Here is a 22,854-nt window from a genome sequence, read left to right as displayed (position 1 = left end):
ACAGCAGCGGGCCCAGTCGAGACTCACTATGGAGGCACCGTGAAAGCATTGCAAGGCGTTGAAGGCCAAGTGGTATGGGCAGATGAGCCGAGTCCGGCCTGTGATGCGGGGCAAGTTCGCATCCGCGTGGCGGCCGCCGGCCTGAATCGGGCGGATTTGTTGCAAAAGGCCGGGCATTATCCCCCGCCACCCGGCGCGAGCGAGGTGTTGGGGCTGGAGTGTTCCGGGGTAATCAGCGAGGTCGGGCCAGGCTCTTCCTGGCAGGTCGGCGACCGGGTTTGCGCATTACTGGCCGGCGGTGCAATGGTCGAGGAAGTGGTGGTCGATGGCCGCCATGTCCTGCCGGTGCCCGAAGGCTTGTCGATGGCCGAAGCCGCCGCACTGCCGGAGGTTTACAGCACCGCTTGGTTGAATCTGTTCCAGCTCGCCGGCCTCACACCGGGCGAGAAAGTGCTGTTGCACGCCGGGGCCAGTGGTGTCGGTTCGGCCGCAATCCAGCTGTGCAAAGCTTTCGGCAACCCGTGCTGGGTCAGCGTCGGTTCGGCGGATCGGCTGGCCTATTGCGAAGCGCTGGGCGCCCAGGGCGGCGTGGTGCGCACCGACGACATCAACAGCCTGAACGACTTCGGGCCGTTCGACGTGATCCTCGATCCAGTCGGCGCCAACTACGCCTCGCTCAACGTGAAACTTTTGTCAGTTGACGGGCGCTGGGTGCTGATCGGGCTCATGGGCGGGCGCACGACCGAATTCGACCTGGCCCAGGTGCTGGGCAAGCGCATCCAATTGCTCGGCTCGACCCTGCGCAGCCGCAACGACCCGTTCAAGGCCGACCTGATCAGCGACCTGGGCCAGAACGTATGGCCATTGTTCGCCGACAAACGCCTGAGCCCGCAATTGGCCAAGACGTTTGCGATCAAGGATGCCGAAGCGGCGTTCGCGGAGCTGGCGACGAACAAGGTGTCGGGGAAGCTGGTTCTGGTGATCGACGGAAGCCTGAGCTGATTTTGCGTAGACCTGTGGGAGCAGGTATGGATCGCCCCGTGGCGAGGGAGCTTGCTCCCGCTGGGTGGCGCAGCCGCCCCAATTGGGACGACGCAACTGTCCAGGGGGACCGCGTCAGCCGGTTTTACGACTGCTTCGCAGCCGAGCGGGAGCAAGCTCCCTCGCCACAAGAGCCAGGGTGTTCTTCCCGCCTGTCTATTTCCAGGTATGAATCGGCCACCCAGCCGATTCGGCATGGGCCTTCAGCACTGGGTCCGGGTTCACGACGTGCGGGTAATCGACCTTGAGCAACAACGGCAAATCGTTGCGCGAATCGGAATAGAAACTCGCGCCTTCGAGGTTCTCTTCCTCGGCATCCAGCCAATCCAGCAGTCGCTCGATCTTGCCTTCGCGGTAGGTCAGGGTGCCCACGGTCTTGCCGCTGTAGACGCCATGGGCCAGCTCCAGCTCGATCGCCAGGATCTCGTCGATGCCCAGGCGTTCGGCAATCGGCTTGACCAGATGCGTGCCCGAGGCCGAGATCACCAGGATCCGGTCACCGGCCTTGCGGTGTTCGGCGATGGCCTTGGTAGCGTCGCTGAAAATGATCGGTTCGATGAAATCTTCCACCCAGGGCGCCACCAGGTGCTCGATTTCTTCCGGCGTACGACCGATCATCGGTTCCAGGCTGAAGTCCATGTACTCTTCCATGCGCAGCTTGCCGTGGCTGTAGGCATCCATCAGCTCGTTGTTGCGCCGCATGAACGACTCAGGGTCGACCCAGCCCAGGCGCCCCATCTGTTCGCTCCAGAGCGTGGCGCAGTCGCCGTGGATGAGGGTTTCGTCCAGATCAAATATTGCCAGGGCCATCAGCGCGTTTCCCTTTTCAGAATCATCTTCAAAATCAATGGAGCCGTCAGGCTACCTCACACAGCGCCGACGGATCGATGGAAAGTGCCAATCGTGCGCCATCCGGGTGCAGGTCGGCGGCCGAGCGGTTGAGCACATCCACCACCAACTCCACGCCACGGGCCTCGACCCGGTAACGGATGACGTTGCCCAGCAGGCTGTGGCTGCGGATCAGTGCATCGGCCTGGCCGTTGCGGCTCAGCTCGATGGCTTCCGGGCGAATCGCGATGCGGCTGTTCACCGGGCGTTGCAGCAGGCGGGTGGCGGTGTCGGCGTCGAGCAGGTTGTAGTTGCCGATGAAGCCGGCGGCAAAGGCATCGACGGGCGCAGTGTAAAGGGTTTCGGCATCGCCGCTCTGGACGATCTTTCCCTGGTTCATCAGGAATATCCGGTCAGACATGGTCAGGGCTTCTTCCTGGTCGTGCGTGACGAAAATCGTCGTCAGGCCCAACTCGCGCTGGATCTGGCGGATCTGTTCGCGCAGATGCTTGCGAATCCGCGCATCCAGGGCCGACAGCGGTTCGTCCAGCAACAGCAGGCGGGGCCGGGTCACCAACGAACGGGCCAAAGCCACGCGCTGGCATTGACCACCGGACAGTTGATGGGGATAGCGGGCGGCAAAGTCATGCAGCTCCACCAGGCGCAGGATCTCCAGCACGCGCTGGCGGCTGTCGTCGGCCGCGACTTTTTGCATGCGCAGGCCGAAAGCGACGTTCTGCTCCACGGTCATGTTGGGGAACAAGGCGTAGCTCTGGAAGACCATGCCGATCCCGCGTTTTTGCGGGCTCAACGGCACGATGTCCTGGCCGTCCAGCAGGATCTGGCCCGCGTCCACTGCGGTCAGGCCGGCGATGCAGCGCAGCAGCGTGGATTTGCCACAGCCCGAAGGGCCGAGGAGGGTGACGAATTCGCCCTTGTGGATTTCGCAATTGATGTCGCTGAACACCGGTGTGCCCGCGTAGCTTTTTTGCAGGTGTTGGACGCTGACGTAGCTCATTGGCTTTTGTCCTTGTTCAAGATGTTGGCCGCCCAGGTCAGGACCAGTACGAAGAAGAAGTAGGAAATCACCAGCGCACTGGTGAAGTGACCGCTGCTGTTGCGCATGTTGTTCAGGTACACCTGCAGGGTTTCATAGCGGGTACCGACGAGGATGTTGGCGAACACGAACTCGCCGAACAGGAACGAGAAGGACAGCAACAGTGCGACCATCAAGCCCTTGCGCAGGTTCGGCAGCACCACCAGCAACGCCGCCTGGAAAGTGCTGGCGCCAAGCAGTTGGGCGGCGTCCATCAGGTCGCGCAGGTTGATGGCTTGCAGGTTGTTGGTGATCGCCCGGTACATGAACGGCAGGGCAACGGTGAAGTAGCAGCCGATCAGGATCCACGGTGTGCCGACCATCGCCAGCGGCCCGGAGCCATAGAGCTGCAACAACCCCACCGAAGACACCACGGGCGGCACCGCGAAGGGCAGCAGGATGAGGATGTTCATTAGCGCGTCGAGCTTGGGAAAGTGGTAATGCACCACGAACAGCAGCGGCAGGATCAGCACCACCGAGAGCACCAGTGCCCCGACGCAGACGATCAGCGATTGGCCGAACGCATTGAGAAAGCGCGGATCGCTCCACAGCTGCACGTACCATTTAAAGGTAAAGCCGCTGGGCAACACGGTGGCCGACCAACTGCTGGCAATGGAATAGACCAGCGTGCCGACCAAGGGCAGCAGCAGGATGGCGAACAGCAGGTACACCACCACCCGATGATAGAGCCCGACGGAGCTCGATTCAGCGCGAGACATGATAGCTCCTCTTGAGCAGCAATTGATGGACGATGGTTACCAGGGTCATCAACGCCACCAGCACTACGGCCAAGGCGCTGGCCATGTTCGGGTCGAGGGAAATATCGCCGGAAACCATGGCTGCGATGCGAATCGGCAGGACGTTGAAATTGCCAGTGGTCAGCGCATAGACCGTCGCGTAGGCACCGAGGGCATTGGCCAGCAGGATCACGAAAGTACCCAGCAGCGCCGGGGTCAGGACCGGCAAACCGATGTATCGCCAGAATTGCCAGCCGTTGGCGCCGAGCAGGGCGGCCGATTCGCGCCAGTCTTCGCGCAACGCATCAAAGGCTGGGTAGAGCAGCAGCACGCCGAGAGGAATCTGGAAGTAGGTGTAGAGGATGATCAGCCCGGTCTTCGAATACAGGTTGAAATCCTCAATGATCCCCGCCTGCTTGAGCATGATCGTGATGCTGCCGTTGAACCCCAGCAAAATGATGAAGGCGAAGGCCAGGGGCACGCCGGCGAAGTTGCTGGTCATGTTGGCGAACGCATTGACGAAGTTGCGTAATCGCGAATCGACACGGCGCAGGGAGTAGCTGCCGAGAACGGCGATGATGATGCCGAAGACGCTGGACCAGAAGCTGATCTCCAGGCTGTGCTGGATCGCCTGCCGGTAAAACTTTGAGCTGAAGATCTTGCTGAAGTTGGCCAGGCCCCAGCCGAACTCTTCCGATTCCAGGCTGTTGACCAGCACCCAAAGCAGCGGGGCGATCTGGAACACGATGAAGAAAATCGCGAAGGGCACCAGGCACAACGCTGCCAGCCATTTGCCGCGCGTCATGGCGTTCACTTGAGCAACTCCTGGCAATAAGGTTTGTCGTGGGCGACACCGAGCAATCGGCAAATGGTGCCGCACAGTTCGGTCTGCCGAGGGGCCGCATCGGCCTTGAGACTAAAGCCATCACCGAGGACAAACAGCGGCACCTCCCGTTCCTCAGCCAGCAGGCCGTTGTGGGAGCGATCGTTGTTCATGCCATGGTCCGACGTCACCAACACCTGGTAACCGGCGTCGAGCCAGGCTTGCAGGTAGGCCGCCAGGTTGATGTCGGCCGAGCGGGCGCTGTTGCGGTATTGCGGGGTGTCGAGGCCGTGCTTGTGGCCGGCATCGTCGATGTTCATCGGGTGCACCAGCAAGAAGTTCGGCAGGTAGCGCTGGCGCAAGTGTTCGGCGTCGGCGAACAGATGGGAATCGGGGTAGTGGTCATTCCAGTAGAAATGCCCGTATTGAATCGGCAGGTCGGGGTTTTCGGTATGACGGTCCCGACCGGCCACGAAGGGTGACACGTTGTACAGCTCACTGACCCAATGATACGCAGCGGCTGCCGTGCTCAAGTTGGCGTCGGTGGCGTAATGAAAAATGCTCCGCTGGTTGGACAGGCGCGAGACATCGTTGTGCACGATCCCGCTGTCGATGGGCACGACGCCGGTGAGGATGCATTCGTAGAGTGGGCGGGACAGGGCGGGCAGTTCACATTCCAACTTGTAGAGCGCCGCGCGTCCTGCGCCAACATACGCCTGCAAATGTCCCATGGCGTGCCGGGCGACTTCATAGTTGAGGCCGTCGAGCAGCACCAGGATGACGTTGTGCTTCATGGGGACCGGGACTCCGGACAGATACCAGAAAACTCGGATTTACCCAGGCACCTGACGCGGGAACAAGCAGGCTTTCTCCCGCGTCAGGTTCTCTGTTGCTTTTCCGAGCGGAGCGACTAGCGCCTCACTTCATCTCGACGATGACTTGTTCATTCCACGCCTGCGGCAGTGCCTTGGAAGTCTTCTCCCACGCATCCGCATCCTTGATCGGGGTCACGCCTTTGTACTGCTCGTTCGGCAGCAGCTTGGCCTGGACCTCTTCCGGCAGTTTCAAGTGCTCGGCGCGGATGGGGCGGGCGTTGCCTTTGGCCAGGTTGATCTGCCCGGCGTCGCTGAAGATGTATTCGCGGGTCAGCTTGGCGGCGTTCGGGTGCTTGGCGTATTTGTTGATGATGGTGGTGTAGCCGGAGATGACCGAGCCGTCGGACGGAATCAGCACGACGTAGTCATCCGGGTTGGCCATCTTGGCTTTGTAGCTCAGGCCGTTGAAATCCCAGACCACACCGACTTCCACTTCACCTTTCTCCATCGTGGCGATGGTCGGGTTGGCCATGGACAGCCGTCCCTGCTTGGCGATTTCAGCAAACATCAACAAGGCCGGTTGAACGTTTTTCTCGTTGCCACCGTTGGCCAGGGCGGCTGCCAGAACGCCGTTGGCGGCCTGGGCGGCGGTGCTCACGTCGCCAATCGAGACCTTGTATTTACCGGTTTTCAGATCGGCCCATTTGGTCGGTACATCGGAGCCGTGCAGCAGTTTCTTATTGACGATGAAGGCGATGGTGCCGGTGTAGGCGAGTGCCCAGTTGCCGTCCTTGTCCTTGGCCCAGTCCGGGATCTGTTCCCAGGTGCTTGGTTTGTAGGGTTGCACCACGCCTTGCTTGACTGCGATCGGGCCGAAGGCCGCGCCAACGTCACCGATATCTGCGCTGGCGTTGTCTTTTTCGGCGGCGAACTTGGCGATTTCCTGGGCCGAGCTCATGTCGGTGTCGATGTGTTTCAAACCGTAGAGCTTGGCCAGGTCGTCCCAGGTGCCTTTCCAGTTCGCCCAGTCGTCGGGCATGCCGACGCTGTTGACGGCGCCTTCCGCTTTCGCAGCGGCTTCCAATGTTTTCAGATCGGTATCAGCGGCCATGGCGGCGGTGCACATGGCAATGGTCGAGCCTAACAGTGATGCCAGGAAAAGCCGTTTCATCCGAAGCTCCTATGGGCGTTTTCAACGCTGCGATTGCGGTTGTGTTGGTCTAGGTCAGCAATACCTGAGCCAATGTAGGCGCGCCCCATGACATTTTGATGTCGATGGGAAGTTCGCCAGCAGTCGTCAGGCTCATGGAGGGTCGCTGCGTCATAAGCGTAGACCATGAGTAAATAACTGATCTGCAAGGGCTTGGCCGCTTAATTGCAAGCCGATGTGTAGACCGTTCAGCGGTTGTGTCATCTGTCAGTCATGGTCAAGGCCTAGGCTTGCAGGCGTGAATTGCGGATCGACGCGGTGAAGATCCTGCCCCGAAACAGTGCTGGTCTAGTCCAGATAGGTAACGTTGATGCGCGTTGAGGCAACCAAGGCGGTGACAACCATTGGGCAGGTCCTGCAAGAGCAGATCGACCACGGCTTGCTGGCGCCCGGTTGCAAGTTGCCGGCCGAGCGCAAGCTCAGCGAATTGTTCGGCACCACCCGGATCACCGTTCGCGAGGCGCTGTTGCAGCTCGAAGCCCAGGGACAGATCTACCGGGAGGAGCGCCGAGGCTGGTTTGTCTCGCCGCCACGGCTGGCCTACAACTTGATGCAGCGCAGTCATTTTCACGCCATGGTCGCTGCCCAGGGACGAGTGCCGTCCACCGAAGTGATCTCGGCGCGCCTGCAACCTGCCTCGGCGGCGGTATGCGCCTGGCTCCAATTACCGGCGCTGTCCAGCGTCATCCAGATCTGCCGCACCCGTCGTATCGACGAACGCCTGGTGCTGTACGTCGAGCATTACCTGAACCCGCTGTATTTTCCGGACATTCTCGAGTTCGACCTCAACCAGTCGATGACTGAGTTGTACGCGAGCCATTACGACCTGCACTACGGCCGGGTGAGATTCGAGATCGTGCCGACGTCGTTACAGCCCGAAGCGGCGGCGGCGCTGAAAGTCTCGGTCGGTAGCCCTGGGCTGCGGATTGCCCGGGTCAATTATGACCAGCATCAGCGCCTGATCGATTGCGACCTGGAGTTCTGGCGGCACGATGCGATTCATGTCGGCGTCGACGTCCCGGAACAGCCAGTTTGTGACGAGCTCAGGACGATTCGTTGAGCTTGGCCATGATCCTGAACAGCACGGTCAAAAGGATAAGCAGCATGCCAATCCACATGGCAAACACCCCGACGTTTTTATCGCGGAAGTTGAAGCCGATGGCGAGCAGGATCATGCCGGCGATGATGGGCACCAGCATGGCGTTGAACGAGGACATGGAAATCATGGCGACAGCCTTGTCGGGAGCGATAAGGTCAGTCTAGTTGGGGTTTGGCGGGCAGATCATTAGCATCCGCACATTTCGAAGCGGACGCTCTTGTGGCGAGGGAGCTTGCTCCCGCTCCAGTGCGCAGCACTGGCATATCTGCATTCAGTTGCAAATTTGGGGCGGCTGCGCCACCCAGCGGGAACAAGCTCCTTCGCCACGAAGGCTTACGGCAACTCGCGACAGGCGTAGAACGCGCTCAGGACTTTCACCAGGTGCGCCAAGTCATGGCTGCCACACAGTTCGCGAATCGAATGCATGGCGAACGTCGGCAGGCCTATGTCCACGGTGCGTACGCCCAGTTGGCTGGCGGTGATCGGGCCGATGGTCGAGCCGCAGCCCATGTCGCTGCGCACCACGAAGCTCTGCACCGGTACTTCTTCGGCCATGCACAGATGGCGGAAGAATCCGGCGGTTTCGCTGTTGGTGGCGTAGCGCTGGTTGCTGTTGACCTTGATCACCGGCCCGGCATTGAGCTTGGGCCCGTGATTGGCGTCGTGCTTGTCGGCATAGTTGGGGTGTACGCCGTGGGCATTGTCGGCAGAAACCAACAGGGATTTCTGAATGGTGCGTACGAATTCCTCACCTTCGGGCAGCAGTCGGCGCAGGGTCTGTTCGAGCATCGGGCCGTCGGCGCCGCAGGCCGAAGTGGAACCCACCTCCTCGTGATCGTTGCACACCAGCACGCAGGTTTCTTCGGTGTCGGCGGTCAGCAGGGCTTGCAGCCCGGCATAGCACGACAGCAGATTATCCAGGCGCGCGCCGGCGATGAAATCGCCATGCAGGCCGATGACCGCGGCGCTTTGGGTGTCGTAGAAACTCAGCTCGTAATCGAGCACCACGTCGGCGTTCAGGCCATGTTCGCGCGCCAGTTGGTCGGTGAGCACGGCGCGGAAATCAACGCGCTCGTCGCCGGCGAATTGGGCGAGGATCGGCGGCAGTTCATTCTGTGGGTTGATCGCCCAGCCTTGGTTGGCTTCACGATTGAGATGGATCGCCAGGTTCGGGATCGTGGCGATGGGGACCTTGAAGTCGATCAACTGGCTCTCGACCTTGCCGTCGCGGCGCAAGGTCACGCGCCCGGCCAGCGACAGGTCGCGGTCGAACCACGGCGCCAGCAGCGCGCCACCGTAGACTTCGACGCCCAGTTGCCAGAACCCATGGCGTTGCAGTTCAGGCTGCGGCTTGACCCGCAGGCAAGGGCTGTCGGTATGGGCGCCGACCAGGCGGATGCCGTCGTGCAGCGGTGAGTTGCGACCGAGCTTGAAGGCGATGATCGAGGAATCGTTGCGCGTGACGTAATAACGACCGTTGGCCTCGGTGGCCCAGGTTTCGCGTTCGTCAAGACGCTGGTAACCCGCCGTCTCCAGGCGCTGGACAAGGCTGGCGGTGGCATGGAACGGGGTGGGGGAGGCCTTGAGGAAGTCGATGAGGCCCCGGTTCAACTCTGCGCGCATAAATAACTCCAGACAGCAATGGGCGGGAGTTTACCCCATCGGGTCGCGACATTGCAGGGCCAATGCCTCGCCCCGGGCGGGTCAGCCGAGGATCAACCGGCCCTGCAAAAACACCTCGCGGCGCTCCTTGCGACCTAGGTGGGTGTGCTTGCTGACTTGGTAAACCTTGTCGAAATCCGTCATCGAAACCGTCGGGTTCTGTTTGAGGTAGTCCTCAACCAGGCTGTCGTATCGGGCTTCGGTGATGAATCGATAAATCTGCCGGTGATAGAAAAAGCCGAGCTGAAAGCCGAGTGTTTCGCTGGGATACAGCGTTGGCCGGGAGAAACAGTTTTCGAAATCGATCGCCATGAGCGGGCATTGCCCATCAGCAGGTTGCATGAGATTGCCCGCCCATAAATCCATGTGACTAATGTTTCTACTGGTGAGGGAATCCAACAGATCGAACGATTTTCGGATGAATGCTTCGATTTGCCCAGGATGCTCGACCAACCATCTTGCCGTCGGTGTAACCTTCCAGCAACTGGGTGATAAGGAAATAATCCTGGGCCAGGCCTAATCCGCCGCGGGTGTAGCCGAACCCCTGGAGCGCAGGCATCTGAACACCTCGATGCTGGGCCTGCAGCATGTTCTGCAATTCTTCCAGTGGCCAATCGAAGCGCCCGTTGCGCCGGGGCGTGCCGAAGGTTACGCGGACTTTGCTTTGAAAGCTGTCCAGGCGCTGGACCTTCGCGAACAGAGACTGTTTGCTGCCGAGGATAATCGCTGTCGCGCGCGTCACCGTGCGCTTGCGGCGATTGACGATCAACTGTCGCAGCGCGTGCTCAGTGCGATGACAAGGTACGTCCCGCAAATGCAAATCGGTGTTCAAGAAGCGAAAAGTGTAGGGATAGTCCCTATGGAGTGTCGAGGGGTCTGGCACGGGCGTCCTGCCTTGGCGAAAGGCCATTATCTTAGACACATTTCGTTTAATGTGAATTTTTTTTTACAAACAGGACGGTCGCCGAAGCCGAAGCCTGTAAGTCCGGGACTGCATGGCTCGACTTAATATAAACGTCAACGTCTAGAACGGCGCCGGGCACTCGAAGCGCAGGCGCTCGCCGCTTTGCGGGTGGGTGAAGCTGAGCATGCTGGCGTGCAGGCACAAGCGTGGCCAGGCGGCCAAGGCCTGCGGGTGGGCGTAGAGTCCGTCGCCTAGCAACGGATGGCCGATGGAAAGCATGTGCACCCGCAACTGGTGCGAGCGTCCAGTGATCGGCGTCAGTTCGACCCGACACCAGTCGCCGCAACGTTCCAGTACACGCCAGAACGTCAGGGCGTGTTTGCCCTGTTCATGGTCCACCACGTGACGAGGTTTGGTCGGCGGGTCGTAGCGCAAGGGCAGGTCGATGCTGCCGCTGTCCAGCTCCGGTTGGCCCCAGCACAATGCCGTGTAGGCTTTTTCGGTTTCACGGTCATGAAACTGCCGAGACAGTTCGCGATGCGTATCCGGGTCGCGGGCCAACAGGATGATGCCGGACGTTTCCCAGTCCAGCCGGTGCACGATTCGTGCTTCCGGATAGCCGTTTTCCTGCAGGCGGGTGATCAGGCAGTCTTTGTTGTCGTCCGCCCGGCCAGGCACGGAGAGCAGCAGGGTCGGCTTGTCGACCACGAGCACGGCGGCGTCCTGGTGGATGATGCGGATGTTGGACAGGGGCATTAAACGGTCTCGTTACAAACGCCAACGGCGGCCCGGGCCTTTCTCAATTCCCAAAGGAAGAGCAGAAGAGCCCGAGCCGCCGTGGCTCCCGCCGGTGCGATCAGCGATCCGGCAGGGTGATATTGAGTTCCAGGATCGAGCAGCTGCCCTGGCTTTCCAGCGCGACATGTACGTCATCGTTGCCGATATTGACGTACTTGCGGATCACCTCCACCAGTTCCTTCTGCAACGCAGGCAGGTAATCCGGGGTGCTGCGTTGGCCGCGTTCGTGCGCCACGATGATCTGTAGACGCTCTTTCGCTACCGAGGCGGTACTTGGCTTTTTGTTGGCACGAAAGAAGTCAAAAAGGTTCATTACCTACCTCCAAACAGGCGCTCGAAGAAACCTTTCTTCGTGACATCGAGGAATCGATGCTCGACGGTTTTGCCCAGCAGACGATCGACTGCATCGCTGTACGCCTGGCCGGCGTCGCTCTGGTCGTCAAGGATGACCGGCACGCCGGAGTTCGAGGCCTTGAGTACGGCTTGGGATTCCGGGATCACGCCCAGCAGGGTCACCGCGAGGATTTCCTTGACGTCTTCGACGCCGAGCATTTCGCCGTCGCTGACGCGTTGCGGATTGTAGCGGGTCAGCAGCAAGTGTTCCTTGATCGGCTCTTCGCCTTTCTCGGCACGCCGGGATTTGCTCGCCAACAGGCCCAGCATGCGGTCCGAGTCACGCACCGACGAGACTTCCGGGTTGGTCACGACAATCGCTTCGTCCGCGAAGTACATGGCCAGGTGGGCACCCTTCTCGATACCGGCCGGGGAGTCGCAGACCACGAACTCGAAGTCTTCCTTGAGTTGCATCAGGACTTTTTCCACGCCTTCCTGGGTCAGCGCGTCTTTGTCGCGGGTCTGGCTGGCGGCCAGCACGTAGAGGTTTTCAAGGCGCTTGTCCTTGATCAGGGCCTGCTGCAGGTTCGCTTCGCCGTTGACCACGTTGACGAAGTCATAGACCACGCGACGCTCGCAACCCATGATCAGGTCGAGGTTACGCAGGCCGACGTCGAAGTCGACGATGACTGTTTTGTGGCCGCGCAAGGCGAGGCCGGTACCGATAGCGGCGCTGGTGGTGGTCTTACCCACACCACCCTTGCCGGATGTAACCACGAGAATCTTGGCCAAGGTGTTTCACCCCTAAGGAAAAAGGACTTTGTCAGCCCCTGAAAAACATCTCTGGAAAACTGCTGCAATTGGACAGGCTTGGCTGGAATCGGATGTGCGGCGGGGTCTACCTCCGGTAAACACTGCCTGATCTTTTTCCTACGTCGTTCAAGCCGTTTTCGCTACGTTTTAGAGATGCTTGGAAAATGCGGCAGTATCCGTTAAAGCCGAATGATGTTCAACACGTCGCCCGAAAGGCTGACCTGGACGCCGGCCCCCCACAACGGGTCGCGCCGCAAATCCTCGGAAACCTTGTAATGCCCGGCGATGGAGATCAGTTCCGCGCTCAACTGCTGACAGAAAATCCTTGCCTTGGTGTCGCCCTTGACACCGGCCAGCGCTCGGCCGCGCATCGGGCCGTATACATGGATGTTGCCATCGGCGAGAAGTTCCGCGCCGGGGCTGACCGAAGAGATGATGACCAGATCGCCACCTTGGGCATAGATCTGCTGCCCGCCGCGCACCGGCGAGGTGATGATTCGGGTGGGCTTGACGGTGGGCTCTGGCGGTTTTTCCGGCTTTTTCGTTTCGGCCGGGCTCAGCTCCAGCACGCGTTCGCGGGCGCCGGAGGGCGGCAGCACCGGAATGTCCACGGCGATGGCGGCGGCGATGTCTTCAATGCGGCTGGCGCGGATCGCCAGGGTGCGCAGTCCATGCTGGCGGCAAACGCGCATCAGCCCTGGCAAATCCACCGAGCCTTCGCCAGCCGGCAGCTTGTCCAGCGCCAGTACCAGCGGGGCGTTGCTGAAAAAGTTCGGCGCCTGGGCGACTTTCGCCGCCAACTGCCGGTCAAGTCCTTCCAGGTCGTTACGGGCCAGTTCCAGCACCGTAATGGCGAGCATGCTGCCCTTCAGCTGGAACACGGGATCTTGGTCTAGCGGTTCGGTTTGGCTCATGGTCGGCGTACAACGACTTGTCACTAAAAGTGCCGAGACTTATAACGAGATCGCCCGCGAGCCGCAAGCCGAGTCGAACAATGTAGAATGCGCGGCCCAGGTCTTGATGGAAGCTGTAATGGATCGCCCGCGTTTTCGAGCTGCGTTTTTTCACCCGCGTTTCTGGCTACTGTGGTGTGGCCTGGGATTGTTGTGGCTGATCGTTCAGTTGCCCTATCCACTGTTGCTGCGGGTCGGCCGTGCGTTGGGCGCGCTGATGTACCGTGTGGCCGGCGACCGGCGGCGCATCGCCAGTCGCAACCTGGCGTTGTGCTTCCCCGAGAAGTCCGCTGCCGAACGCAAGCGCTTGCTCAAGGAAAACTTTGCCTCCACCGGCATCGCCTTCTTCGAAATGGCCATGAGCTGGTGGTGGTCACGTTCGCGCCTGGCGAAGCTCGCCCATGTCGAAGGGCTCGAGCATCTCAAGCAGGCCCAGCGCGACGGCAAGGGTGTGATCCTGATGGCGCTGCATTTCACCACGCTGGAAATCGGCGCGGCGTTGCTGGGGCAGCAGCACACCATTGATGGCATGTACCGCGAGCACAAGAACCCGCTGTTCGACTACATTCAGCGCCGGGGTCGTGAACGCCACAACCTCGATTCCCTGGCGGTGGAGCGTGATGACGTGCGCGGCATGCTCAAGTTGCTGCGCGCCGGCCGGGCGATCTGGTATGCGCCGGACCAGGACTACGGCGCCAAGCAAAGTGTGTTCGTGCCGCTGTTCGGTATCCAGGCGGCGACAGTGACCGCAACCAGTAAATTCGCCCGCTTGGGCAAGGCGCTGGTCGTGCCGTTCGTCCAGGAACGCCTGGCCGATGGCAGCGGCTATCGTCTGGTGATCCAGGCGCCGCTGGAAGATTTTCCGGGCGAGACCGAAGAGGCCGATTGCCTGCGGATCAACCAATGGGTAGAGCGTTCGGTCAGCCAGTGTCCCGCGCAATACCTATGGGCCCACCGGCGGTTCAAGACCCGTCCACCGGGCGAGCCGAAGCTGTACGAAAAGCGCGGTTGAGCGTGTAGCCTAATTGACTGACGACGGAGTTTTGCGATGACCCCAGCTGAACCGGTAACAGGTTTGATTCTTTCCGGCGGCGGGGCTCGGGCGGCGTATCAGGTAGGCGTACTGGCGGCCATCGCCGAGTTGTTGCCGGACGGGGCGCGAAATCCTTTCCCGGTGATCGTCGGGACGTCGGCCGGTGCGATCAACGCGGTCAGCCTGGCGAGTGGGGCGATGGACTTCAAGACTGCCATCGAACGCCTGACGGCCTTCTGGCAGGCGGTGCGCAGCCATCAGGTCATGCGCAGCGACTGGCGTGGCGTGATGGGCCAGGCGACGCGTTTTTTTCAGTCATAGCCTGCTCGGCCTGGGCGCCAAGCTGCCGGTGGCGCTGATCGACAGTTCGCCCTTGCGCGAGCTGCTCCAGGCACAGTTCCACGCATCGGGCATCGAACAGGCGATCGCCGAGCATCAATTGCGCGCAGTGGCGGTGACAGCGTTCGGCTACGAATCCGGACAGGCAGTGACGTTCTATCAAGGTCGCGGCACCATTGGCGCCTGGCTGCGGCATCGACGCATCGGTGTGCCCACGCAGTTGACGGTGGAGCACCTGCTGGCCAGCTCGGCGATCCCCTTGTTGTTTGCTCCGGTCAAGATCGGCCCACAATATTTCGGCGACGGCGCGGTGCGCCAATCGGCGCCGATCAGCCCGGCCCTGCACTTGGGGGCGAATCGAGTACTGGTCATCGGTGTGAGCGGCAACCCCCGTGGCGCGGGTGGGCTGACTCCGACGGAGCGCACCTACACCGGGCAGCAACCGACCCTCGCACAGATCGGCGGCCATATGCTCAACAGTACGTTCATCGACAGCCTGGAAAGCGACATCGAGCTGCTCGAGCGTCTGAACCAGTTCAGTCACATGCTACCCGACGACGTACCGGCCCACGCCCTCGGCGCAGCTCCGGTGGAGGTGCTGGTGATTTCGCCGAGCCAGCCAATCGACGAGATCGCTGCCCGTCATCGCCAGGAGTTGCCCCGTGCACTGCGGGTGTTCTTGCGCGGGCCGGGCGCGACCAAGACCAGCGGCGCCGGGGTGCTGAGTTATCTGCTGTTCGAGGCGGGGTATTGCGGCGAGTTGATCGAGCTGGGACGTCAGGATGCGTTGGCGCAACGTGAGGCGTTGTGCCGGTTCCTGGGGCTACAAGCAGGTCCACCGCTATCGTGAGCCGGCTCGCGCCGACAATGGACCTGCTGGGAGCGCTCGTTTCGATCAGAAGTGGTACTTCAACAAGAAGCTGGTATTGCTCTGGTTGGTCTTGAACCCGTCGCTGTCTTCAATTGCGTATTTGTTCTTCCAGTAGTCATATTCCACTCCCACATACAACTGCTTGGCGCCCAACTTCAGGGCTTTGCCCAAGTCATATTTGATCTGCGGGACGATGTGCAGGTTGGCGTGGTACGTGCCCTTGGAGTGGGTGTCGTTGTCCACGACCCAATCGATGAACCCGTCGAACAGGATGTCGGATGAACCCACGGGCACGGTAATGGCCCAGACCGGGGTTATCTGCCAGACGTTGTCGCCGGCACGCGGGCCTTCGGTCTGGCGATTGTAAAAATTCAGTTGGAAGTAATCGAACCCAGGAATCGCCAGGTCAAAACCTGGACCGATCAGGTACGACTCGTTGTCGCCTTCACCGAACTCGTACGTCATGGCCAGCAGGACGTCTTTGACCGGACCCAGTGCGAGCTTCTGGTCGAAGATCTTGCCGAACGACAAGCGTGGGCTGAATTCGCCGTAATAAGTGTTCGGGCCGGAATTGCTGTCGTCCTGGCCGTTGTAGAAGATCCGGTCAAGGAAGAAGAAGTTGTCGCCATATTGCCAGGCATCGGCGTGCTCGAACGTCACGGTCTGCTGGATGCGCGGGTTGATCTGGAAATCCTTGCCATAGAGGTAGCTCAGGCTGTTGTTCTGCCACTGGAGGAGATCGCCTGCCATCGCCTGGCCCCCGGCCAACAACGCTCCCGCGAGTATCAGGTTGGTGCACGTACGCTTCATTCGGTTTGCTCCCAAAGGTAAGTGGTCTTGTGGTTATTGTTGAGGCGCAGGCAGCCGCTGACAGGCGACCGGTCGGGTGCCGGTCTGCCTGTCTGCGGTATTGCGTTTGTAACGGGACTAGTGGGTGCGCGCGCCTTGGGTGATCCAGGCGCCGATCAGGTCGCGTTCCTGCTGGGTCATCTGCGTGATGTTGCCCAACGGCATGATCTGGGTGGTCACCGCCTGGGCCTGGATGCGCGCGGCCTCTTGCTGGATCTGCTGCGGCGTGTCGAACATCACTCCGCCCGGCGCCGCGCTGAACAGCGGGCTGGTGGGTTTGGCCGAATGGCAGACCGAGCAGCGTTCCTGGATCACGCTATGGACTTTCTCGAACGAAGGGCCTCGGGCGTTGGAAGCCTGGGCGGGCGCCGCTGCCGGGGCGGTCGCCGCCGTCGCCGGTTTGGCTCCGCCGCCCACTGCAGTCTCCGGCAATGGCTGGTACTCGATGACGCTCGGGTTCTTGGCCACTTCCGGTGCGGTGGACATGGGCTTGGGACCGGTGACATACGCCAGGCAGATCATCGCCAGGGCACCTACCGGCAAGGTCCAGGCGAATTTGTTGCTGTCATGCCGCGTGTTGAAGTAGTGCCGCACCAACACCGCCGCCACGGCGATCCCGGCCAGGATCAGCCAGTTGTATTGGCTGCCGTAGGTGCTCGGGAAGTGGTTGCTGATCATGATGAACAGCACCGGCAGGGTGAAGTAGTTGTTGTGGCGCGAGCGTAACAAGCCCTTGGCCGGCAACGCCGGGTCAGGCGTGCGATTTTCGGCGATGGCCGCGACCAGCGCGCGTTGGGCCGGCATGATGATGCGGAACACGTTACCGACCATGATCGTACCGATGACCGCGCCCACGTGCAGGTAAGCACCACGACCGCTGAACACCTTGCTGAACCCGTATGCCGCGGCGATCAACAGCACGAACAGGATCAGGCCGAGCAGGGCAGGGCGCTTGCCCAGCGCGGAATCGCAAAGAAAGGAGTAGACGAACCAGCCGACGAACAAAGAACCGATGCCCAGGGCCACGCCCTCGGTGCCACTCAAGTTGCTGCCGGGAGCCAGCAGGTAGACAGTCGGGTTCCAATAGAACACCACGCACAGCAGGGCGATGCCCGACATCCAGGTGAAGTAGGCTTCCCATTTGAACCAGTGCAGGTTGTCCGGCATGGACGGTGGCGCGAGTTTGTATTTTTCCAGGTGATAGATACCGCCACCGTGGATGGCCCACAGGTCGCCAGCCAAGCCGCTCCTGGGGTTGACGCGATTGAGATTGTTTTCCAGCCAGACGAAGTAGAACGACGCGCCGATCCAGGCCACGCCAGTGATCATATGAACCCAGCGAACGCTCAGGTTCAGCCATTCCAGCAAATGTGCTTCCACAGTCTTTACCTCTCGCCCGTCACCCTTGTTTCGGGTGATCGGACCTTCTCTTATTGGTGGGGGGCGAGGATCAAATACTCATCCTCTTTGAAAAAATGCTCATCGCAGTTATTGCCTGTGCCACTGCGATCAACCACCAGGAAGTCATCCCGCTTTTCGATCGTCAGCACCGGGTGGTGCCAGACGCCGCGATGGTAATTGATGCCCTGCCTGCCGTTGGTGACGAAGGCGCGGACCAAGCCTGATACAGGTGCATCGCCAAGTGGCGCGACCACAATCAGAAAGGGGTTGCCGAGCAGCGGGATGAAAGCCTGGCTGCCCAGCGGATGACGCTCCAGCATGCGCACGGTCAGCGGCATGTCCTGCGCGTCGGCGCGGAAAATGCTGATGATCGCCTGGTCGTCCGGCGTAGCGGTTTCAACCGTTGCCAGGCGATGGAAGCGCATGGTCGAACCGTTATTGATCATGAAGTGATCGCGGCCAGAGGTTTCGATCACGTCACCGAACGGGGCGAAGGCTTCTTTGGTCAGCGGTTCGATCTTGAGTGTGCGCATGCTGGTCTTCTTTATCTTTTGAGTGTGATCGTTTATTTCGCAACTTTACCCAGCACCCGGAGGCGACTCACACCACCGTCCGGGAACACATTCAGGCGAATGTGGGTGATCGGTCCCAGCGCCTTGATCTGTTCGGCGAAGGCGTGTTCGGCATGCATTTCCAGCTTCTGGCTTGGCAACAGTTCGCGCCAGAACAGCGACTGGGTCTCGATCTGGCTGTCGGTGCCGCCCTTGACGAACGCGCCCTGGATCGAGCAACTGTCGGGGTAGTTGCCCTTGAAGTGCAGCGTGTCGACGACGACTTTTTCAACGATGCCGGCGTGGCCCAGGGCGACGATCACCCAGTCATTGCCCGGGGTGCGACGACGGGCGGTTTCCCAGCCGTCGCCCATGTTGATGCCACGGCCCGGGTTGAGGATGTTGCTCATGCGGCCGAAGTGTTCGTCGGAGCAGGCCAGGGCGCGGCCACCGTTGAGGGCAGCGGCCAAGTCGATCTGTTCGTTGTCGCCGACGGCGGACCAGTCGCGGTACGGAATGCCGTACACCCGCAATCGGGCCACGCCGCCATCCGGATAAATGTTGAAGCGCAGGTGGCTGAAGGCCTGGTCGTTGCCGATTTCATGGTAGTGATGGCTGTCGCCTTTGAGCTCGACGGCCGACAGCACTTCGGTCCACTGGGTGTTTTCGTCCGGCTCGCCTTGCGCCACGAAGCAGGCTTCCAGGGAGGCCGACGGTGGGTAGTTGCCGGTGAAGAATGAGGTGTCGATGTCCACGCCCTTGATCGAGCCGGGTACACCGAGGCGAATCACCGCGCTGTCGTAGCCTTCAAAGCGCTTGCGGCGCGACTCCCAGCCGTCCATCCATTTGCCGTTGTCATCGAACACGCCCTCCTTCCACACGGCCGGGGTCGGCTGGAACAGCCGGTTGGCGTCGGCGAACCAGTCATCGGTCACCGAAATGATTTTGGTGCCCAGGCGGGCATCGGCCAGGTTGACGAACTTCTCGAACGGTACGGCGTAAGCTTTCATTCTTCTTGTCTGCCTTTGATAAGTTGGCTGGGGATGCTTGCAGTCCCCCGGTTCCCGGGGCTGCTTGCTAAAGGGTCAGTAATCGGAACAACGCGATCTTGTTGATCTCCGCCAGCGCGCATTTGAATTCGACGTCTGTCGAGTTGTGGATGCGCGTTTCGAACGCGGCGAGGATCTGGTGCCGGTTGCTGCCTTTTACCGCCATGATGAAGGGAAACTTGAACTTGGCTTTGTAGGCCTCGTTCAGCTCGGTGAAGCGCTGGAACTCTTCGGCCGTGCATTGGTGGATACCGGCGCCAGCCTGTTCGTTGGTGCTGGCTTCGGTCAGTTGGCCCTGAACGGCAGCTTTGCCTGCCAGGTCCGGGTGAGCGTTGATCAGCGCCAGCTGGCTGGGGTGATCGGCACTCAACAGGATGTCGCTCATGCGCTGGTGCAGGGTTTCGATCTCGTCGATCGAGGGATCCTGGCCCAGGTCAAAGGCCTTTTCGGCAACCCATGGCGAATGTTCGTAGATGTCGGCGAAGGCTTTGACGAAGGCTTCGCGGCTCAAGGTGGAAGGCTTGAGGGTCTGGAAGGCACTCATTTGGCAGCTCCCTGATACGGGTGGGTCTGCTGCCAATGGCGGGCAATGTCGACGCGACGGCTGAACCACACGCGCTCATGGCCTTTTACATATTCAAGGAAACGCTTGAGTGATGCCAGGCGCGCAGGGCGGCCGATCAAGCGGCAATGCAACCCAATGGAAAGCATCTTCGGTGCCTCAGCGCCTTCGGCATACAACACGTCGAAGGCGTCCTTGAGGTACTGGAAAAAATCGTCACCCTTGTTGAAACCCTGCACCTGAGTGAAGCGCATATCGTTGGTGTCCAGGGTGTACGGGATCACCAGGTGCGGCTTGCCGGTGGGGTTGTTCGGTTCCCAGTAGGGCAGGTCGTCGTCGTAAGTGTCGCTGTCATAGAGAAAACCGCCTTCTTCCATTACCAGTCGACGGGTGTTGGGACCGGTGCGGCCGGTGTACCAACCCAGCGGGCGTTCGCCGGTAATTTCGGTGAGGATGCGGATCGCCTCGAGCATATGCTCGCGTTCCTGGGCTTCATCCATGTACTGGTAGTCGATCCAGCGATAGCCGTGGCTGCAGATTTCATGACCGGCGGCGACCATGGCGCGGATCACGTCGGGGTGGCGCTGGGCGGCCATGGCGACGGCGAAGATGGTCAGCGGGATGTCGAACTCTTTGAACAACTTGAGGACCCGCCAGACACCGGCGCGGCTGCCATACTCATACAGCGACTCCATGCTCATGTTGCGCTCGCCCAGCAGCGGTTGCGCCGACACCATTTCGGAGAGGAACGCTTCGGACTCACGGTCGCCATGCAGGATGTTGCGCTCGCCGCCTTCTTCGTAGTTGAGCACGAACGACAGGGCGATGCGGGCATTGCCCGGCCAATGAGGATGGGGAGGGTTACTGCCGTAACCGATCAGGTCGCGTGGGTAGTCAGCGCTCACTGCAGTCTTCCTTCTTGTTCGAACCATGTGGGTGGCGCCCGGGCTTGAATATCTGGCTGGCGTCACGACGATGGACTGATTGTATACAACTTCGCTAGCGACTTGTAAGCCCGTTTTTTGCATTTTTTACCGCAGGCGGCAGTTTGTCTACACTGCAAGAAATCTGCCCACTTGGTCAATTTATACCCCGACAGCTGGCGGGTGCGCTGGATCGCGCACAGATCGAGGCGCTGCGCGCATCATCAACCACATGACGCAAATTTTTGTTTTTTATTGTGTACAATTTATGTTTGAAGTGTCTTAATTCGCCCACTGCCGCACCGTTTCATGCTTCGAAACGGTGCAGCCTGTCTTTTCAACTGACTCAGGAGGCGCCGTGCCGGGCTGCTCAGCAGCGAGGCACGCACAATCAATGGGACGTCTGACTACACACGTTTTGGATGCCGCACACGGCTGCCCGGGCAGCTCCATCAGGATCGAGCTATACCGCGTGGAAGGTTCGCAATTGCTCTTGGTTGCCAGTGCATCGACCAACAGCGACGGCCGTTGCGATACACCGCTGTTGCAAGGGGATGACTACCGCAGCGGCGTCTATCAGATTCAATTCCATGCCGGCGATTACTACCGCGCCCGTGGCGTCCAGCTGTCCGAACCGGCGTTCCTGGATGTGGTGGTGCTGCGCTTTGGTATTTCTAACGAGCAAGAGCACTACCATGTGCCCTTGCTGATTTCGCCTTACGCCTATTCAACGTATCGAGGCAGCTGAGCCCCCAAGCAGCTGCCTTGCCCTGGAAGCGACTGCGCATAGCTTCTTTGGTTTTTAGCCCGCTCACACTGCGGGCTTTTTTTCATGGGTGTCGCGGTCCTGTGTTTTAGGTGTCATCCCTGACGATGAAGACGGTCTCTCGCGTTTCCTGAGTCCCCAGGTTTGTATAGCGCTGTATGCCTCCGCGCAGACAAATGAGCTTGTTGTTTGCGTGTGCATTTTGCAAAACGTCTGCTGCGCTGTCATCGAACTGAAGGCGCAATGCAAGCTCGTTGCCTCTTGGGTTCAGGGCAGGTATGGAGATCGTGCTATCTGCTGTGCGGTGCAGGGTCATGAAATAGACATAATCATGTTGTGGTCGTTGAAATATCAATGCGGTAGGGAGCCAGGGAATCGGACGAACTGTGTAACCGTTACGTTCAAGACGCTCGGTCATGAATTCATTAAGACGTACGTCATCAGCCAATTCACTCCAATTTTTTCGTTTCGGGAACACATTTGGATCGAAGTCCAATCGTGCGAAGGGACCGAGCACCATCGCAGGGTGCGGCAGTTCCAGGGAGCGAGCTGTGTCCGGAACGACTGAAATGACCGGTAAGGTCGGTAACATCAATAGTGGATCACTCAACTCGGGATGAAGAGAACGTGTCTCGCTTCGCCAGCTGTGGAATACCTGCCTCAACGTGGTCAATCCTTGGGCATCGGCAAATTTCCCGTCGTTGGCCAGCTCAAATTGCCTTCTGGAAAATCTATCGTGAATGTAAGGCCGTAGTTCAGGGAACGATTTAATTGAAGAAGCGATCAACGGCATCTCGAAGGGACGCCCTGGATCAATTTCCCATTGATTGTGAGGCGGCACCCGAATGGCGCCTCTAGGCTGGGAGTTGGGATTATCCAGGAGGATGTTCTCCAGGGTGTCGAAGTCATAGCTTAAATGCGCAGGATCCTTGATATAGGCGATGGGGTGTGCCCTGGCATTGTCGTTAACCACTGTCCAGTAGTGATGACCGCCTATGGTGATGCGGTTAGGTGCAGCGAATGCCGATTGGACGCGCCAACGGCTGATTATGGCTGCGTCCTGTGCTGCTGGGTTCGGGGCCGCTGTTTGCTGCCGGGCCTCACGCCATAGCAGGCTTGCTTCGATACGTTCGAGATATGGCCCGGAGGGTTCGAGTTCACTGTCCAGTCTCGCTCGGTAATGGCTGTTCGCGTCCTGGGCAATCCGGACCGTTCCCCCTCCCACGAGATCGACATAGGCGCGCGATTTGAAGGTGCGAATGCCTGACTCTAAATCTGGCGCCGGCAACCTCTCAACCACGGAGGGTGCCAAACGGTAGTTGCTCAACGGGGCCGAGGTAGTTGGACCGGCGCCTAGAATTGATGCGGGGATGTCCGCTATCGCGACGGTCGGGTGTT

25 protein-coding genes and 1 pseudogene are annotated in these 22,854 nt (G+C 60.1%); 5 read left to right on the top strand and 21 right to left on the bottom strand.

Translation table 11 applies throughout. The annotated features are described in order from the left end of the window. Nucleotides 1–39 precede the first annotated feature (39 nt). Nucleotides 40–1,002 carry a zinc-binding dehydrogenase gene (locus tag J3P82_RS18920; protein ID WP_434558177.1) on the top strand — a complete coding sequence of 321 codons (963 nt, stop codon included), beginning with the start codon at nt 40–42 and terminating at the stop codon, nt 1,000–1,002. A gap of 195 nt (nt 1,003–1,197) precedes the next feature. Here J3P82_RS18920 and J3P82_RS18915 read toward each other — a convergent pair whose 3' ends face one another. From J3P82_RS18915 to J3P82_RS18890, 6 genes are all read right to left on the bottom strand, one after another. Beyond that, nucleotides 1,198–1,851 carry an HAD family hydrolase gene (locus tag J3P82_RS18915; protein ID WP_434558176.1) on the bottom strand — a complete coding sequence of 218 codons (654 nt, stop codon included), beginning with the start codon at nt 1,849–1,851 and terminating at the stop codon, nt 1,198–1,200. A gap of 46 nt (nt 1,852–1,897) precedes the next feature. After that, the gene (locus tag J3P82_RS18910; protein ID WP_434558175.1) at nt 1,898–2,887 is read right to left on the bottom strand and encodes an ABC transporter ATP-binding protein; all 990 of its coding nucleotides are present in this window, start codon (nt 2,885–2,887) and stop codon (nt 1,898–1,900) included. After that, the gene (locus tag J3P82_RS18905) at nt 2,884–3,684 is read right to left on the bottom strand and encodes an ABC transporter permease (protein WP_186642974.1); all 801 of its coding nucleotides are present in this window, start codon (nt 3,682–3,684) and stop codon (nt 2,884–2,886) included. The genes J3P82_RS18910 and J3P82_RS18905 overlap by 4 nt, the downstream gene beginning before the upstream one ends. Next, nucleotides 3,671–4,507, bottom strand: coding sequence for an ABC transporter permease (locus tag J3P82_RS18900; RefSeq protein ID WP_434563895.1), 837 nt, complete (start codon nt 4,505–4,507; stop codon nt 3,671–3,673). Before J3P82_RS18900 ends, J3P82_RS18905 begins: the two co-directional genes overlap by 14 nt. Before the next feature lie 5 nt (nt 4,508–4,512). Next, nucleotides 4,513–5,319 (bottom strand): alkaline phosphatase family protein, encoded by an 807-nt coding sequence (locus J3P82_RS18895; protein WP_434558174.1) that lies wholly within the window; start codon nt 5,317–5,319, stop codon nt 4,513–4,515. A 124-nt stretch (nt 5,320–5,443) separates the two neighbouring features. Then, on the bottom strand, nt 5,444–6,511 hold the full coding sequence (locus J3P82_RS18890) for an ABC transporter substrate-binding protein (RefSeq protein ID WP_186637366.1): 1,068 nt from the start codon (nt 6,509–6,511) through the stop codon (nt 5,444–5,446). 349 nt (nt 6,512–6,860) lie between these two features. On the opposite strand from J3P82_RS18890, the gene J3P82_RS18885 reads away from it, so the two are divergent. Next, nucleotides 6,861–7,610: a UTRA domain-containing protein gene (locus J3P82_RS18885; RefSeq protein WP_434558173.1), complete on the top strand. Its 750-nt coding sequence runs from the start codon at nt 6,861–6,863 to the stop codon at nt 7,608–7,610. Here the strand turns inward: J3P82_RS18885 and J3P82_RS18880 are convergent. The 8 genes from J3P82_RS18880 to minC form a co-directional block, all read right to left on the bottom strand. Further along, complete coding sequence (locus J3P82_RS18880) at nt 7,594–7,776, bottom strand: hypothetical protein (protein ID WP_186610346.1); 183 nt, start codon at nt 7,774–7,776, stop codon at nt 7,594–7,596. The genes J3P82_RS18885 and J3P82_RS18880 overlap by 17 nt on opposite strands. 206 nt (nt 7,777–7,982) lie before the next feature. Next, complete coding sequence (locus J3P82_RS18875; protein WP_434558172.1) at nt 7,983–9,272, bottom strand: M18 family aminopeptidase; 1,290 nt, start codon at nt 9,270–9,272, stop codon at nt 7,983–7,985. 81 nt (nt 9,273–9,353) lie between these two features. Then, on the bottom strand, nt 9,354–9,653 hold the full coding sequence (locus J3P82_RS18870; protein ID WP_434558171.1) for a hypothetical protein: 300 nt from the start codon (nt 9,651–9,653) through the stop codon (nt 9,354–9,356). Nucleotides 9,654–9,690: 37 nt separating this feature from the next. Continuing rightward, nucleotides 9,691–10,194 carry a hypothetical protein gene (locus tag J3P82_RS18865; protein ID WP_434558170.1) on the bottom strand — a complete coding sequence of 168 codons (504 nt, stop codon included), beginning with the start codon at nt 10,192–10,194 and terminating at the stop codon, nt 9,691–9,693. 141 nt (nt 10,195–10,335) lie between these two features. Further along, nucleotides 10,336–10,971, bottom strand: a complete 636-nt coding sequence (locus tag J3P82_RS18860) for an RluA family pseudouridine synthase (RefSeq protein ID WP_018612476.1) — start codon at nt 10,969–10,971, stop codon at nt 10,336–10,338. A gap of 100 nt (nt 10,972–11,071) precedes the next feature. Further along, complete coding sequence (gene minE, locus J3P82_RS18855; RefSeq protein ID WP_039594520.1) at nt 11,072–11,326, bottom strand: cell division topological specificity factor MinE; 255 nt, start codon at nt 11,324–11,326, stop codon at nt 11,072–11,074. Further along, nucleotides 11,326–12,138, bottom strand: a complete 813-nt coding sequence (gene minD, locus J3P82_RS18850) for a septum site-determining protein MinD (protein ID WP_003179114.1) — start codon at nt 12,136–12,138, stop codon at nt 11,326–11,328. The genes minE and minD overlap by 1 nt, the downstream gene beginning before the upstream one ends. 200 nt (nt 12,139–12,338) lie before the next feature. After that, nucleotides 12,339–13,073 carry a septum site-determining protein MinC gene (gene minC, locus J3P82_RS18845; protein ID WP_434558169.1) on the bottom strand — a complete coding sequence of 245 codons (735 nt, stop codon included), beginning with the start codon at nt 13,071–13,073 and terminating at the stop codon, nt 12,339–12,341. A gap of 118 nt (nt 13,074–13,191) precedes the next feature. On the opposite strand from minC, the gene J3P82_RS18840 reads away from it, so the two are divergent. Beyond that, nucleotides 13,192–14,124 carry a lipid A biosynthesis lauroyl acyltransferase gene (locus tag J3P82_RS18840; protein ID WP_434558168.1) on the top strand — a complete coding sequence of 311 codons (933 nt, stop codon included), beginning with the start codon at nt 13,192–13,194 and terminating at the stop codon, nt 14,122–14,124. A 36-nt stretch (nt 14,125–14,160) separates the two neighbouring features. After that, a pseudogene (locus J3P82_RS18835) lies at nt 14,161–15,334 on the top strand (patatin-like phospholipase family protein). A 45-nt stretch (nt 15,335–15,379) separates the two neighbouring features. Here the strand turns inward: J3P82_RS18835 and J3P82_RS18830 are convergent. From J3P82_RS18830 to puuE, 6 genes are all read right to left on the bottom strand, one after another. Further along, nucleotides 15,380–16,165, bottom strand: a complete 786-nt coding sequence (locus tag J3P82_RS18830; protein ID WP_434558167.1) for an outer membrane protein OmpK — start codon at nt 16,163–16,165, stop codon at nt 15,380–15,382. Between the two features lie 117 nt (nt 16,166–16,282). Further along, nucleotides 16,283–17,584, bottom strand: a complete 1,302-nt coding sequence (locus tag J3P82_RS18825; RefSeq protein WP_434558166.1) for a urate hydroxylase PuuD — start codon at nt 17,582–17,584, stop codon at nt 16,283–16,285. A 50-nt stretch (nt 17,585–17,634) separates the two neighbouring features. Continuing rightward, nucleotides 17,635–18,138, bottom strand: a complete 504-nt coding sequence (locus tag J3P82_RS18820; RefSeq protein WP_434558165.1) for an ureidoglycolate lyase — start codon at nt 18,136–18,138, stop codon at nt 17,635–17,637. 32 nt (nt 18,139–18,170) lie between these two features. Next, complete coding sequence (alc, locus tag J3P82_RS18815) at nt 18,171–19,166, bottom strand: allantoicase (protein ID WP_434558164.1); 996 nt, start codon at nt 19,164–19,166, stop codon at nt 18,171–18,173. Nucleotides 19,167–19,233: 67 nt separating this feature from the next. Continuing rightward, nucleotides 19,234–19,749 (bottom strand): 2-oxo-4-hydroxy-4-carboxy-5-ureidoimidazoline decarboxylase, encoded by a 516-nt coding sequence (uraD, locus tag J3P82_RS18810; protein ID WP_434558163.1) that lies wholly within the window; start codon nt 19,747–19,749, stop codon nt 19,234–19,236. Further along, the gene (gene puuE, locus J3P82_RS18805; protein WP_434558162.1) at nt 19,746–20,672 is read right to left on the bottom strand and encodes an allantoinase PuuE; all 927 of its coding nucleotides are present in this window, start codon (nt 20,670–20,672) and stop codon (nt 19,746–19,748) included. Before puuE ends, uraD begins: the two co-directional genes overlap by 4 nt. A gap of 412 nt (nt 20,673–21,084) precedes the next feature. Between puuE and uraH the strand changes: the two genes are divergently transcribed. After that, nucleotides 21,085–21,438, top strand: a complete 354-nt coding sequence (uraH, locus tag J3P82_RS18800) for a hydroxyisourate hydrolase (RefSeq protein WP_434558161.1) — start codon at nt 21,085–21,087, stop codon at nt 21,436–21,438. A 106-nt stretch (nt 21,439–21,544) separates the two neighbouring features. On the opposite strand, the gene J3P82_RS18795 is transcribed toward uraH, so the two are convergent. After that, nucleotides 21,545–22,756, bottom strand: coding sequence for a hypothetical protein (locus J3P82_RS18795; protein ID WP_434558160.1), 1,212 nt, complete (start codon nt 22,754–22,756; stop codon nt 21,545–21,547). Nucleotides 22,757–22,854: the final 98 nt, after the last annotated feature.

Origin of the sequence: Pseudomonas sp. Z4-20 (genome assembly GCF_051131955.1) — a bacterium.
GTDB classification, from domain to species: Bacteria; Pseudomonadota; Gammaproteobacteria; order Pseudomonadales; family Pseudomonadaceae; genus Aquipseudomonas; species Aquipseudomonas marvdashtae.
Note: the sequence above shows the minus strand (reverse complement) of the source record. Positions and strands in the feature narration are given on the sequence as shown.